The organism is Hominimerdicola intestinalis (assembly GCF_054655215.1).
Map to the genome: position 1 here is coordinate 89,656 of NZ_BAAHNZ010000003.1, position 14,181 is coordinate 103,836.

General features: G+C 43.4%; 11 protein-coding genes. 7 read left to right on the top strand and 4 right to left on the bottom strand.

Going from position 1 to position 14,181, the window contains the following annotated elements; genetic code table 11:
- The first annotated feature begins 194 nt into the window (after window positions 1–194).
- The 3 genes from ACYQ0H_RS04580 to ACYQ0H_RS04590 all read left to right on the top strand — a co-directional run bounded on the left by ACYQ0H_RS04580 (window position 195) and on the right by ACYQ0H_RS04590 (window position 2,250).
- Window positions 195–656 (top strand): C-GCAxxG-C-C family protein, encoded by a 462-nt coding sequence (locus ACYQ0H_RS04580; protein ID WP_459811668.1) that lies wholly within the window; start codon window positions 195–197, stop codon window positions 654–656.
- Window positions 657–719: 63 nt separating this feature from the next.
- Window positions 720–1,580: a YitT family protein gene (locus tag ACYQ0H_RS04585; protein WP_459811669.1), complete on the top strand. Its 861-nt coding sequence runs from the start codon at window positions 720–722 to the stop codon at window positions 1,578–1,580.
- Between the two features lie 19 nt (window positions 1,581–1,599).
- The gene (locus tag ACYQ0H_RS04590) at window positions 1,600–2,250 is read left to right on the top strand and encodes an HAD family hydrolase (RefSeq protein ID WP_459811670.1); all 651 of its coding nucleotides are present in this window, start codon (window positions 1,600–1,602) and stop codon (window positions 2,248–2,250) included.
- 69 nt (window positions 2,251–2,319) lie between these two features.
- Here ACYQ0H_RS04590 and ACYQ0H_RS04595 read toward each other — a convergent pair whose 3' ends face one another.
- Entirely contained in the window at window positions 2,320–3,489 is a 1,170-nt protein-coding gene (locus ACYQ0H_RS04595) for a tRNA(Met) cytidine acetate ligase (RefSeq protein ID WP_459811671.1), read from the bottom strand.
- Between the two features lie 202 nt (window positions 3,490–3,691).
- Here ACYQ0H_RS04595 and ACYQ0H_RS04600 point away from each other — a divergent pair, with 202 nt between their 5' ends.
- The gene (locus tag ACYQ0H_RS04600) at window positions 3,692–4,888 is read left to right on the top strand and encodes an acetate/propionate family kinase (RefSeq protein WP_459811672.1); all 1,197 of its coding nucleotides are present in this window, start codon (window positions 3,692–3,694) and stop codon (window positions 4,886–4,888) included.
- A gap of 183 nt (window positions 4,889–5,071) precedes the next feature.
- On the top strand, window positions 5,072–6,040 hold the full coding sequence (locus ACYQ0H_RS04605; RefSeq protein WP_459811673.1) for a hypothetical protein: 969 nt from the start codon (window positions 5,072–5,074) through the stop codon (window positions 6,038–6,040).
- Between the two features lie 51 nt (window positions 6,041–6,091).
- Here the strand turns inward: ACYQ0H_RS04605 and ACYQ0H_RS04610 are convergent, their stop codons facing one another.
- The gene (locus ACYQ0H_RS04610) at window positions 6,092–7,171 is read right to left on the bottom strand and encodes a 6-phosphofructokinase (protein ID WP_459811674.1); all 1,080 of its coding nucleotides are present in this window, start codon (window positions 7,169–7,171) and stop codon (window positions 6,092–6,094) included.
- 20 nt (window positions 7,172–7,191) lie between these two features.
- The gene (locus tag ACYQ0H_RS04615; protein ID WP_459811675.1) at window positions 7,192–9,333 is read right to left on the bottom strand and encodes a methyl-accepting chemotaxis protein; all 2,142 of its coding nucleotides are present in this window, start codon (window positions 9,331–9,333) and stop codon (window positions 7,192–7,194) included.
- Between the two features lie 167 nt (window positions 9,334–9,500).
- Here ACYQ0H_RS04615 and ACYQ0H_RS04620 point away from each other — a divergent pair, with 167 nt between their 5' ends.
- A complete protein-coding gene (locus ACYQ0H_RS04620) occupies window positions 9,501–10,364 on the top strand; it encodes a polysaccharide deacetylase family protein (protein WP_459811676.1) in 864 nt (287 codons plus the stop codon).
- A 143-nt stretch (window positions 10,365–10,507) separates the two neighbouring features.
- Entirely contained in the window at window positions 10,508–11,593 is a 1,086-nt protein-coding gene (locus tag ACYQ0H_RS04625) for a cadherin-like beta sandwich domain-containing protein (protein WP_459811677.1), read from the top strand.
- A gap of 139 nt (window positions 11,594–11,732) precedes the next feature.
- On the opposite strand, the gene ACYQ0H_RS04630 is transcribed toward ACYQ0H_RS04625, so the two are convergent.
- Window positions 11,733–14,090 carry a phosphoketolase family protein gene (locus ACYQ0H_RS04630; protein ID WP_459811678.1) on the bottom strand — a complete coding sequence of 786 codons (2,358 nt, stop codon included), beginning with the start codon at window positions 14,088–14,090 and terminating at the stop codon, window positions 11,733–11,735.
- Window positions 14,091–14,181 lie beyond the last annotated feature (91 nt).

Consider the following 14,181-nt stretch of genomic DNA (forward strand, 5'->3'; position numbering starts at 1 on the left):
GCTGATTATTTATGCTTATATTTGTTAAACCTGCACAATAAACATATTATTTTTGAAATATATTATTTACAGTAAGAGTCAAGTTGATTCATATAGACAAATTCTAATTTATATGATAAAATATAATAGTGCTGATAATTTAAAATTAATATGAAAGGCCGGTGAAGATCCGCACATCCATATGCGGATATATTATGATAGATCTAAACAGTTCCCCAAAAGCGGTCAAGGCAATGGAGCTTTTTAAAAGCGGCTATAACTGTTCACAAGCAGTGATCGGAGCATGGCATGAGGAGATCGGACTTAATTTCAATACCGCCGTACATATTTCTTCAGGATTCGGCGGCGGAATGGGAAGGCTGAGAGAAGTATGCGGAAGCTGCTCAGGAGCATTTATGGTGCTAAGTATGAAATACGGCTATACCGATCCTAAAAATTATAAGGATAAAAAAAGATTATATGAGCTGATACAGAAATTTGCCGCAAGATTTAAGGAAGAAAACGGCTTTGATTCGATAGTATGCCGTGAGCTTCTGGGACTTTCGTCCGGCGCAAGCAGTCCTGCTCCATCAATTCGTACAGACAGCTATTATAAGAAACGTCCCTGTCCAGAACTTATAGGACTTTCTTCGTATCTTCTTACGGAGTTTATTTAATAATCACAGCTTTTAAAGGGCATAATAGCTTTAATATATTCTGCCGAAAGGATTGAAGCTATTATGAATTTAGACGCACTTTTCAACGGTTCAGCCGTGCGGCGTTTTTTTATTATCTGTACAGGAGCATTGATCTACGGCGCTTCTCTTGGACTGTTTCTTGCTCCTAACGATCTTGCTCCCGGAGGTGTGGGCGGTATCTCCATTATGCTCAACAGCTTTTTTCCGATCGGAGTAGGAAGCTTTACAATGCTTCTTAATCTTCCCCTGCTTGTCGTTGCTATTCTCAAATGGGGCTGGAAATTCCTGTTCAGTACAATAACCGCGATCATTATATCAGGTCTTGCAGCAGATGCCGCAGCATTTTTGGAGCCTGCAACAACTAATCCTATGCTTGCGGCAATTTTCGGCGGAGCTGTAATGGGAACAGGCTGTGCAGCCGTATTCCGATGCGGCTCAACTACCGGAGGTACGGACATCGTAACACAGCTCATAAGGCTTAAATATCCTCATCTGAAATTAGGAACTATTATATTGATAATAGACGGTTTTATTTCTGTCCTTGCAGGAATCGTGTTCAGAAGCTCTGAAAACGCTCTGTATTCGCTTCTGGCGCTTGCCGTTTTTTCTAAGGTACTTGATTTTATATTATACGGTACAGATTCAGCAAGACTGATTATAGTTATCAGCAGCAAAAGCCAGGAGATAGCCGACGGACTTCTGCATAAGATCGACGTAGGCTGTACTATTCTTAATGGCGTTTCAGGCTACAGACATGAGGACAGGGAGATTATCTTATGCGCTATGCGGAAACAGGCTCTTCCCTCCGCTCAAAAATTTATTCTGAAAACCGACAGCAGGGCGTTTATGCTTGTAACAAATACAAATGAAATATACGGTCAGGGCTTTAAGTCAGGCGGCTGATCTGAAAGGAACAATACAGATGGATCTCACAAAGTTCAAGGGTATAATATTCGATCTCGACGGTACGCTTGTCGACTCCTCTCATGTATGGAGCGATATTGATCAAAAATTCATGAAAAGGCGGGGTATCCGAATACCAGACGATTATTTTAAAAAGGTCTCCTGCATGAATTTCAGCCAGGCGGCCCGGTATACCATTGAAAGGTTCGGACTAAGCGAAACTGCCGAAGACATAATCGAAGAATGGTATTCAATGGCAGAGAACGAATATGCAAATAATGTACTCATAAAGCCCGGCGCAGACACATTTCTGCGCTACATAAAATCAAACGGAACTAAAATCGCACTTGCTACCGCCTCATCTGAGCCATTGTATTCATCTGCACTGAAAAACAACGGCATATATGACCTCTTTGACTTTTTTGCTACTACAGAGCAGGTCAGAAGAGGCAAGGGATTTCCTGACGTTTATGAGCTGGCAAGCAGCGGTATATCCTTAAAGCCGGAAGAATGTGCCGTATTTGAAGACATAGTTGAAGGAGTTCGAGGGGCAAAGGCAGGAAACTTCACCGCCGTAGCCTGCCTTGATAAACACTACGCCGCAGATTGGGAGGAAATGAAGCTCATTGCTGATTTTTATTTCAGTGATTACAGAACACTTATAAGATAACAAATCAACGCATATCCGTATATACTGACGGATATGCGTTTTCTGATTTTATCTGCTGCTGAATTAACTCTATTCTGTCATACTTATTTTCCTCTGATAATCACTTATATAGCCGCTTAAACGATCACCGCAGAAGTATTGGAATTTTACTGCTTTTTGTTCTAGAGCCGATACTCTTGCTGCATATTCGGAAGTTTCCTCCAGCCGTTTAAGCGACGTATCTATGGGAAGCAAAGCATTTTTACAGCCTGAAAGTATCTCCCTCCCCCTGCCGTTGAACGCAAGTATCCTGATATACGGAACCTCCCTTATATCTGACCTTTTTACTCCAAGCGCCAGATACAGAACAATACGCCTGAGCCTTGCCATAGTAATGTTTCTGCTTTTGCACAGAGTGAAAAATTCTCCGAGCGTTAACGGCATTTTTTTCATTACAGCCGTTATCCTGTCTGCAATACCGGCACTTACGTCGGGAATTTCAAGCAAACTGCTTCTGTCAGCGCAGGAAAGACAAAATAAGACCTCCCTGTCCATATTATCCATAAAGTATGTGATTTCGGGAACACAGCCTTCAGGTATAAAATCAGAGACCTTCCTGCCTTCTTTCAGCATTTCTCTGACAGCCGAAGCTGAAGCGAAGCTCCCCGAAGTGAATGAGTCATGATGACCGACAGCCTTTCTTGCCACGGGCGAAAGCTCAATATCGGAAGCAAGCGACTCCGCAGCTTTTGCATACTCGGAGGCAAGAATACTGTTAGGATTAGAAAGAGCTTCCCCTACCTTTTCGCCGTACTCAATACGAGCCGCCTCGCATACGGCAAGGGGATAGCTTTTTCCGGCGGCAAGCAGTTCCTTGACCAAAGAAGAGTTTTTTAGCTGTTTAGACGCCTCAGCCGCTTTTTTCAAAACAGCTGTATCCTGTACCTCGCTGCCGAAGGACAGTCTTTTTACAACGCCCTCTCCAAGGGAAGCAAGAAGCTTCACAGCCGAATAAGCAAATACCTCTCCGTTTGAACAGGAAAACGGACACGGCAGCTCTATTACCAGATCTGCTCCGTTTTTTACAGCGGTCTTTGCACGGAAGTATTTATCCGCCGCTGCACATTCCCCTCTCTGAACTGCGGCTCCGCTCATTACTGCAACGATATGCGTTGCCCCGTTTTTTCTTGTCTGATCTATAAGATACTTATGACCGTTATGAAACGGATTATATTCCGCAATTATTCCTGCAGTCAGCATTACTGTTCCTTTCGTATACAATGTATTGAACCGAAAACGTTTAAAAATGAATAAAAGAACGTATTTAAAATTGTGCAAAATGCATATTTATGAGAAATCCACTTGAAATCAAGCGGTATTACTGTTATAATAATACTATATGATAACAGGATAAAAGTCAAGTCCGGTTATTTATTTTTATTTGAGAGGGGATTTTTATTTAATGAAAATCTTAGTTGTAAACGCAGGCTCGTCTTCGCTTAAATATCAGCTGCTGGATATGACCGACGAATCGGTTATAGCAAAGGGAAACTGTGACAGAATAGGCATCGACGGTCATGTTTGTGCAAAAACAGGCGACGGAAGAAGCTTTGAAGCAAACTGCAGCTTTCCTACCCATACTGAGGCTTTTGAAAAGCTTGTAGAGATCCTGACCTCAGGCGAAACAAAAGTAATAGATTCTATGGCGGAAATTTCAGCCGTAGGCCACAGAATAGTTCAGGGAGCAGAGGTTTTCAAGGAGACCTGTATCGCTACCGACGAGGTTATCGACAAGATAGATTCTCTTGCCGAGCTTGCCCCTGTACATAACCATCCTCACGCGCTTGCGCTCCGCGCCTGCAAAAAGGTGCTTCCGGAGGGTGTTCCTCAGGTCGTAGTTTTTGATACCGCTTTTCATTCCACAATGCCCAGAAAGGCTTTCCTTTACGGTCTTCCCTACGAATGCTACGAAGAGCTTCACGTCAGAAAATACGGCTTCCACGGAACCTCGCACCGCTATGTTTCTTCTGAACTTGCAAGAGTTATGGGCAAGGATATAAAAGATCTGAAAATCGTTTCCTGTCATCTCGGAAACGGTTCGTCGATCACCGCTATAAACGGAGGTATTTCTGTAGATACATCTATGGGCTTTACCCCTCTTGACGGTCTGGTTATGGGTACCCGTTGCGGAGCGGTAGACCCGTCGGCAATCGAATTTGTAGAAAAGAAAAAGGGCTTTACTCCGGATCAGATGACTGAATATATGAATAAGCAGTCAGGCTTCCTCGGTCTTTCGGGTATCGGTTCAGACAACCGTGACATTACAGCTGCCGCTGAACAGGGCAATGAAAGAGCCAAGATAGTCGGAGAAGTCTTCTGCTATCAGATCAAAAAATTCATCGGTTCATATGCTGCGGCAATGAACGGTCTTGACGCTGTTATATTTACCGGAGGTATAGGAGAAAATGCTCCTGACGTCCGTGAACGTTCATGCTCTAATCTGGATATTCTGGGAGTTGAGATCGACTCTGAAGCTAATAAGGTAAGAGGAAAGCTTACAAAAATATCTACAGAAAATTCAAGAGCTCAGGTCTGGGTGATCCCTACAAATGAAGAACTGCTTATCGCAAGAGATACTCTGGCGCTGGTAGGCAAATAAAAATCAGAGCTTTTACGGCGGTTAGGCGGATAACGCAGAACCGCCGTTTTTATTATGCTCCTATGCCGTGTAAAAATTCCCGTGAATGTTAATACGCAGTTAATATTAACTGTGTATAATTATTTATAGTTAAAAAGCTTTGAGAGGAGGTATGTTCCCCGCAGGGAGCATAATAATCTTATAATGAGTAAAATCAGCAAAAGCGGAGGAATGATCTCCGGAGACGATTACGACTACGAAAAGGCAATTGCCGAAGACGAGCGTTCAAAACGTCTGGAGGAAGAAAACGCATACCGATCAGCTGCCGAAGAGCAGAAAAAAAAAGAACGCCAGGAGCGTGAAGAACGTGACAGACGCATAGCTCAGGAACACATAGAGCTTATGAAGCTTAAAAGCGGCGTTATAGAAAGATCTGAGATCATAAAGGAGGAGCATGAAGCTAAGAGAGAACTCCACGGAGCCGAAAGGCTGTCAAACTTCTGGTATCACAATAAGATATGGATCATATTTACTGCGTTTCTTCTTGCTGTAGCAGGATATATTACCTACGATACTATTACAAGGGAAAAACCTGATATAACCGTTATGATGATCGCAGACAATGGCTTGCAGCTGCGAACCGAAGAGCTTGAGGCTTTCTTTGAAAAATATACGGACGACCTGAACGGTGACGGCAAAGTCCATGTATCCGTTCTTGCGCTGCCTCTTACTTCAGGAAGCGCCGATACAATGCAGCAGGGCTATCAGTCTAAATTCTTAGCTCAGCTTCAGTCCTCAGAATGCATAATGGTAATAACCGATTCAAATACTAATCCTGATTTTCAGGAGATAATGAAATCAGATCTGTCAAAGGATTTTCCCGATAATCCTTATATTGACGAAAAAGGACTTTCTCTTAATTTTAAGTTTTTGTCGGAAGAGCTGAAATACGAATATCTGCCGAATGACGTTCATTTATGCTTGCGTATACCTATAAAGACTGTGAGCGACTCCCTGGAGGAAATGAAGGAGAGCTATAATAAAAACTTTGAGATATTTTCCCGTATAGCTGAGGATCTGGCAAAAACGGCAGAGGGAACAAACGATCCAGGTCTTCCTACAGAGCCAGTAAAGAAAAATTCTACTTCACAGTCTAAAACCGAATCAGAATAAGGTTAAGCCTCCGGTTCATTAAAGAACCGAAGGCTTTATTTTTTTACTAGATCAATCTCCGAAAGAAATTCCTATATCCTTTGCAGTTTTAACCAACTGATCGTCTTCAGGAACAAATTTGGTTTTTCCCGCAACCTCTGAAAGCGGATTTTCCGATACGACATCATCTATCATAGCTACAGCATATCCAAATTTCCCGTCTGCTATAAGCTCGGCGGCGTGAACTCCGAACTTAGTCGCAAGTACCCTGTCGTAAGCGGAAGGACTACCTCCCCTCAGCATATGCCCTGGTACGCAGACTCTTGTTTCACAGCCTGTCTTTTCCTCGATCTGCCTTGCAATACGATTAGTAGCGGTAGTAATTCCTGCTTCAGCTCGAAGCCTTGCCCGCTCCTTTTTCTTCAGCTTAGCTTCATCTGTATCAAATGCACCCTCGGCTACAGCAAGAATTGAAAAGTCCTTTCCCGAACGGTTTCTTCTTTCACAGGCTTCGCAGAGCTTGTCAATATTATACGGTATCTCGGGTATAACTATCATATCCGCTCCGCCGGCAATACCAGAATAAAGAGTAAGCCACCCCGCCTTATTGCCCATTATCTCAACGACCAAGGTACGTCCGTGTGAATTAGCCGTGGTATGAAGCCTGTCGATTACGTCAGTAGCAATATCAACAGCGGTGTGAAAGCCGAATGTAACGCTTGTTCCCCAAATATCGTTGTCAATAGTTTTGGGAAGACCTATTACGTTCAGACCCTCCTCAGAAAGCAGGTTAGCGGTTTTGTGAGTTCCGTTGCCACCTAAGGTAAGCAGACAGTCAAGCTTCTGCTTTTTATAGTTTTCCTTCATTGCCTTTACCTTATCCACATTGTCCTCGCCGACTACCTTCATCATTTTAAAAGGCGTGCGCTTTGTTCCGAAGATCGTTCCGCCGGTAGTAAGGATACCTGAAAAATCTGATCTTGCCATTTCCCTGCACTGGTTATTTATAAGGCCGGAAAAGCCGTCCTGAATACCGATTATCTCTACGCCGTCCCCGAACCGCTCATAGCAAGCTTTGGCAACGCCCCTTATAGTAGCGTTAAGTCCGGGACAATCTCCCCCGCTTGTCAAAATTCCGACTCTTCTTTTCATAGTTATCAGGTTCCTTTCGGTTAATATTTATCGTCTTCATCGTCAAGCACTATTTTCAGTTTATCGTCACTGTTCAAATCGTCCTCTTCTTCGGGATATACAAACTGATTTACGGGCTTTTCGGTTTCATTCAAACTGCTGCTGTCTGCTTCCTCAAACTCACTGTCGTCGTATTCATATCTTGCGCCAGAGGTATGAGATGTTTTTTCATCAGCAAGCCTGAATTTTGCTATCATATTTTTAAGTATCAAAGACTGCTCCGACAATTCTTCGCTTGCGGAAGCAGAGCCTACCGCCGTAGCCGTATTAGCCGCAACTACCGCTGAGATCTGATCGACTCCTGTATTTATCTGAACTATAGCTTCTGCCTGAGCCGCAGAAGCGTCGGTAATATTCTTTACGAGCCCCTTTGTAGTATTAGAGCCGCCGACTATTTTATGCAGCGATTCGGCAGTCTGCTTTGCAAGCTTTGAACCCTTGCTGACCGCAGAGGTCGAGTTTTCGATCAGCGCCGCAGTCTGCTTTGCCGCTTCAGCCGAACGCGAAGCAAGTCGTCTTACCTCGTCAGCAACAACTCCGAAGCCTTTTGATCCCTCTCTTGCCGCCTCTACAGCTGCATTTAGGGCAAGAATATTTGTCTGGAAGGATATTTCGTCTATTACCTTTATAATATTTGCTATTTCTGATGACGCTGAATATATCTGCTCCATAGCGTCAAGCATCTTTGACATATCCTCGTTGCAGCTGTTGATAGCCGTAGTATTTTCAGCAACGATATTATATGCATTCTTAGCGTTCTCCGAGTTCTGCTGAACCTGCTTTGAAACGTCGCTTAGCGTAGCTGAAAGCTGCTCTATCGCACTTGCCTGCTCCGTTGAACCCTGAGAAAGCGCCTGAGCCGAATTTGAAACTCTTACCGCGCCTGAATTGACCTGCTCTGACGAGGTATTTATCGAAGCAAAGGTTTCGGAGAGCGATTCAAATATCTCATTAAACGTACTTTTTATTTTAAAGAAATCGCCTTTGAAAGTACCTTCCATACGGTGGCACAGATTTCCTTCAGATATCTGAGTAAGAGCCACAGTTATAAGATTTATATACTGTCTCAGACAGACTATTGTTTCCTCAAGCGAGCTGGAAAGAATACCGATCTCGTCCTTTGAATACCATACGTCTACCGGATCGGTAAGATTTCCCTGAGCAAGCTGACGTATACGGTTTGTAGTAGATATTATCGGCTTTGAGATAGTTTTTGCGAAAACTATTGAAATTATAACTGTAACCGCAAGAATTGCCGCTCCAAGCAGCAATATATTTTTCAATGCGTCCGAGCTTGTACTCATAAAGCTCTTGGTCGGACAAACAACTACCAAAGTACCATCAAAATAATTTGTTTTAGAAAAGCCGGCAATATATTCTACACCGTCGTATTCAAACTCATCGGACCCCTGAGGCTTATCTGCAGCGTTTGAAAAACAGGCGGCCATATCCTTATATGTATCGTCTGCCCGTGCAAGGTCTACCGGATTAAATCTGCTTATAGCCTTCTGAATATCCTTATGAAGAACAGTTTCTCCTGAGGAATTTATAATATAGGCATATCCCGAATCAGAAAATGAAATTCCTTCTACTACACTGTTTATAAGCTCTGCGTTTACTGCCGCCGCCGCAACAAACTCAACGTCCGAGTCTGACATAACAGGATAAAGAATTCCGAAATACATTTTATTTTTGACCGTAACTATATCCGTTACTACCGTATCCTTCCTGTTTACCGTATGTATAATATCTTCTGGAGCTATTACGTCGGCGCTGGCTCCGCCGGTAGTTTCAAGCATATCGCCAGAGGTGCTGTAAACCGCAAAAGAAAAATTCTCAATATCATCTGAAAGCTTATCAGTAAGCTGTTCAATTCGCTCCTTATTGCTCTGCGCCTGATAAAAGCTCCGCGCTGCCGCTACGTTACGGAAATTCTCAATATAGCCGTCAACAGCGTTGTTAAAGGTTTCCGACGCCTGTACAGCAAGAGGATATATTGTCTTTTTCAACGTATCCTCGGTAGATCTGTTTATATATGAAACTGCCACAACGCTCAGTATTATCGTTATTCCGAAAGAAAGCGCCAACAACGATACCATTAATTTAGAACGGACTGTTTTCAACTTTATTCCCCCTGTTCAAAGCTTTACTGTATAATTTCATTATATCAGAATTGCACAAAAAATTCAATAGGCTGGCTTATATTTTTTTGTACTTTTACAAAACGCTCAGGCATACTATAATACAGGAAGAAAAAGCCTGAAATATACTTAAAGCGGGGAGATATGAATTGTTCGTAAGTATTAAACTAAGAAAAACCGGGTGTGCCGTAATAATCCTTACTCTTATTATCAGCATTGTATCAGTAGTATTCATACCGTCAGAAGTTACTGCTCAGGAACGGGAGGGAATCAAGGTCCCGATAATAATGTATCACAGTATTCTCAAAGACGAGGCTATGTGGGGAGATTACGTTCTGTCGCCGATAGAGCTTGAAAAAGATATAGTATATCTTAAAAATAACGGTTATGAAGCGGTTTTTGTCAGTCAGCTCATAGATTATGTTGAAAACGGCACGGAACTTCCCGAAAAACCGGTCATTATATCTTTTGACGACGGAGATTACAATAACCTTACCTATGTTCTGCCGCTTCTGAAAAAATACAGCTTCAAGGCGACAATTTCTATTGTAGGAAAATATTCTGAAATAGCCTGCGAGGAAGCTGAGCCTTCTCCCTCCTATTCGTATCTGGACTGGGAGGATATAAAAAAGCTTCATGAAAGCGGATATATAGAGATCGCCAATCACACCTATGATATGCATTCGCTTGAAGGACGCCAGGGCTCAACTATGAATAAAGGCGAAAGCTATGAAGATTACCGTCAGGCGTTTTATAACGACGCATTCAAGACCCAGCATCTTCTGGAGGATAACTGCGGATTTTCTCCTGAGGTTTACACCTATCCCTACGGATTGAACTGCGACGCTTCAAGACACCTTGTAAAAAGCTGCGGATTTAAAGCCAGTCTGGGAGTAGAAGAAAAAATGAATTATATATGCCGAGGCGACAGCGACTGTCTTTACGATATGTACCGATATAACCGCCCCAGCTATATAAGTACGGAGGAGTTTATGAAGCGTGTACTGAACTGACCTAAGCTGCTGAACATGTTTCCTGTAATTGCCTGATTATGCAGAACCATGTTTTTTATTCTTTTAACAGTTGACGAATTATGCAATTTGTACTATAATAAGAGTTGTCAGCTGCAAAAGATGTTAAAGGACAGGTGATTATATTGAAATTAAAGCGTTTATGCCGTGTTCTGGTATTCATAGCTTCCGCGGCGGTTTTGTGCTCGCTGTTCAGCATAACCGCCTTTGCGAAAAGCTCGGCGGAATTTTATATACCCGACGGAGCCGTTCCCGCAGGAGAAGAATTTGAGGTAACGGTTAAATTCACTTCTGATAAAAATATAGATACTGTAGAAACCAACTTCGTTTACGACGATTCAGCAGTACGTTTTGTTTCAGGCGACGGAGCAAGCGGAGGAGGAGGTATACTTACTGTTAAGGAATTTCCCTCAAGCAAAAGTAAAGAGCTTTCGGTTACGCTGAGATTTACTGCATTAAAAAAAGGCACATCCGAAATGTCGCTTTCAAACTGTGCTGTAAGTTCGCAGGACTTTTCGCATTTTGATTATCCTACCGCATATGCTAGCATTACAGTAGGTAACAGTAACGGTACGGTAACTACAGTTCCCCCATCAGACAGCGCCATTGATTCCTCTCAGTCACCAGCAACCTCTGCTACAACCGCTACAGATGAAAACGGCATACCGGCTCAGGGTATACTCACTTCTCTGACGGTATCGGAGGGTAAGCTTATTCCCTCTTTTTCATACGATATTTACGATTATGTAGTTAAGGTCGACAACTCAGTGGATTACTGCGAGATAGAGGGCGTTACCGCAAGTCCGCTTGATTATATATGGTATACAGGAAGCAAATATCTTCAGGTGGGAGATAATATAAGAACGATAACAGTTACCGATAATGACGGAAACGAGCATACATACACAATAACTATCCAGCGAGCAGGCGAACCTGAAGCTGCTTCGCAGAACGAAACTGAAACTCATACTCAGGCGGTCACATCATCAGTTAGAAAAACTACGGCAGATAAGCCGGAAAACAATTTGGGAGCGTTTGATAAATACAAGCAGGTTCTTATTCCGGCGCTGGGTATCGTAATGTTCGTTCTTATTCTCGCGCTTGTTATTCTTATAGTCTGGCTGAGAAAAAAAGCAGAGGAACGCAGAGAGCTTAAAGAGGAAGAAAAGGCACGCAGAAAACGCAAAAGCATTCAGACTAAAAAGAAATAGGATCTAAAATTTATAATAAATAAACGGCTCTCCGTAAAATAAGCGGACAGCCGTTTTTCTGTATCTGTATTATCTGCTTTTAACAGCAAAACGCTTCTGCTGCCCAGCGGCGTCAGAAGCGTTTTTATTTAAATTCAGCTTATTCCCATTTCCAGTTTCTTATCTCCGGAAGATCAAGTCCGTATTCCGCAATATACTGCTTATGCTCTACTAGCTTATCCATCATCTGCTGATACAGATAAGCTCCTGTATTGCCAAGCTGAGGAAGTCTTTTGATTATTTCAAGAACAAGATGGAAACGATCTATCTCGTTCTGAACTCTCATATCGAAAGGAGTTGTTATAGTTCCCTCTTCATTATAGCCGCAGACATACAGATTTCTGTTGTGTCTGTGGTAAAGCAGCTCATGTATAAGCGTAGGATAGCCGTGGAATGCAAATACTATAGGCTTGTCCTTAGTGAACAGAGCATCGAAGTCGGCATCTGAAAGTCCATGGGGGTGCTTCGACTGAGGCTGAAGCTTGAACAGGTCAACTACGTTGATAAACCTGATCTTTACTTCGGGCAGGTTCTTTCTCAAAATAGTGACTGCGGCAAGCGCTTCAAGAGTAGGAGTATCTCCGCAGCAGGCAAGAACAACGTCAGGCTCCTGTCCCTGATCATTTGAAGCCCACTCCCATATACCGATACCCTGTGTGCAATGCTTTACAGCCTGCTCCATAGTCAGCCACTGCTGTCTTGGGTGCTTTGAGGTCACCATTACGTTTACATAGTTTTTGGAACGTATGCAATGGTCGAAACAGCTCAGCAGACAGTTAGTATCAGGCGGCAGATACATTCTTACAACATCTGCCTTCTTGTTGGCAACGTGGTCTAGGAAGCCGGGGTCCTGATGTGTAAAGCCGTTGTGGTCCTGCTGCCATACGTTAGATGAAAGAATGTAGTTTAGCGACGCGATCTTGTGTCTCCAAGGCAGCTCTGATGTTACCTTGAGCCATTTTGCATGCTGTGAGAACATAGAGTCTACTATTCTGATAAACGCTTCATAGCTTGCAAAGAAGCCGTGACGTCCTGTCAGCAGGTAACCCTCAAGCCAGCCTTCGCACATATGCTCGGAAAGCATTGAGTCCATAACTCTTCCGTCTGAAGCAAGATACTCGTCGTTATCAAGCTTATCTGCATTCCAATCACGGTTTGTAGCCTCGAATACTGCTCCCAGACGATTGGACATGGTTTCGTCAGGCCCGAAAATACGGAAGTTCCTTGTTTCTTCATTAAGCCTGAAAATATCCCTTACAAACTTGCCCAGTTCTATCATATCCTGAGCTTCAACAGAACCGGGAGCAGGAATATCAACGGCGTAATTCCTGAAATCCGGAAGTCTGAGGTCACGCAGCAGAATTCCGCCGTTAGCGTGAGGATTAGCGCCCATTCTTCTTTCGCCCTTAGGACATAGCTCTTCAAGCTCCGGAATAAGCCTGCCGTTTTCGTCAAACAGCTCTTCTGGCCTGTAGCTGAGCAGCCAATCCCTGAGCTGTTCCAAATGCTCAGGCTTTTCCATAGTCATAGGAACCTGATGAGCACGGAATGTACCCTCGATCTGATTTCCGTCAACCGTCTGAGGACCTGTCCAGCCCTTAGGCGAACGGAAAACGATCATAGGCCACATAGGACGCTCTGTTACGCCGTCCTCACGGGCAGCCTTCTGAATTGCCTTGATCTCCTCGATAACGGTATCAAGAGTTTCAGCCATAAGCTTGTGCATTGTCATCGGGTCGTCGCCTTCTACAAAGTAAGGCTTCCAGCCGCAGCCCTCGAAAAACTTCTGAATTTCGTCATGAGAAATTCTTGAGAAGATAGTCGGGTTTGAGATCTTGTATCCGTTAAGGTGCAGAATAGGCAGTACTGCTCCGTCAGTCTTAGGATTAAGGAACTTATTTGAATGCCATGCCGTAGCAAGAGGACCTGTTTCAGCCTCGCCGTCACCTACAACGCAGGTAGTGATAAGATCCGGATTATCAAAAACAGCTCCGAATGAATGAGCAAGCGAATAGCCAAGCTCGCCGCCCTCGTTTATTGAGCCGGGGGTTTCGGGAGCAACGTGTGAGGAAATTCCGCCCGGAAACGAGAACTGCTTAAACAGCTTCTTCATGCCCTCGGTATCACGGGAAATATTAGGATAAACCTCGGAATAGGAACCCTCGAGATATGTATTCGCAACCATGAAGTTTCCTCCATGGCCGGGACCTGATATATATATCATATCAAGGTCATATTTTCTTATAACACGGTTGAGATGAGTATAAATAAAATTCTGCCCGGGAACCGTACCCCAGTGGCCTACGATTTTTTTCTTGACATGATCCATTGTGAGCGGCTCACGCAGCAGCGGATTGTCCAGCAGATAAAGCTGACCTGCCGAAAGATAGTTTGCAGCGCGCCAATATGCATCCATTTTTTCTAATAGCTCGGAAGAAATATTAACTGTGTCTGACATTCCTATACCTCCATTTATTGTGCGGTAAATAAATTCAGCCGAAAACGAAAACGTTTTCACTAAGAAAATTATAGCATAGCTTTCTTTTAAT

Excerpts from the sequence above, each read along its gene's own strand:
- ACYQ0H_RS04580 (WP_459811668.1), top strand. The coding sequence starts at position 195 with ATGATAGATCTAAACAGTTCCCCAAAAGCGGTCAAGGCAATGGAGCTT.
- ACYQ0H_RS04585 (WP_459811669.1), top strand. The coding sequence starts at position 720 with ATGAATTTAGACGCACTTTTCAACGGTTCAGCCGTGCGGCGTTTTTTT.
- ACYQ0H_RS04590 (WP_459811670.1), top strand. The coding sequence starts at position 1,600 with ATGGATCTCACAAAGTTCAAGGGTATAATATTCGATCTCGACGGTACG.
- ACYQ0H_RS04595 (WP_459811671.1), bottom strand. The coding sequence starts at position 3,489 with ATGCTGACTGCAGGAATAATTGCGGAATATAATCCGTTTCATAACGGT.
- ACYQ0H_RS04600 (WP_459811672.1), top strand. The coding sequence starts at position 3,692 with ATGAAAATCTTAGTTGTAAACGCAGGCTCGTCTTCGCTTAAATATCAG.
- ACYQ0H_RS04605 (WP_459811673.1), top strand. The coding sequence starts at position 5,072 with ATGAGTAAAATCAGCAAAAGCGGAGGAATGATCTCCGGAGACGATTAC.
- ACYQ0H_RS04610 (WP_459811674.1), bottom strand. The coding sequence starts at position 7,171 with ATGAAAAGAAGAGTCGGAATTTTGACAAGCGGGGGAGATTGTCCCGGA.
- ACYQ0H_RS04630 (WP_459811678.1), bottom strand. The coding sequence starts at position 14,090 with ATGTCAGACACAGTTAATATTTCTTCCGAGCTATTAGAAAAAATGGAT.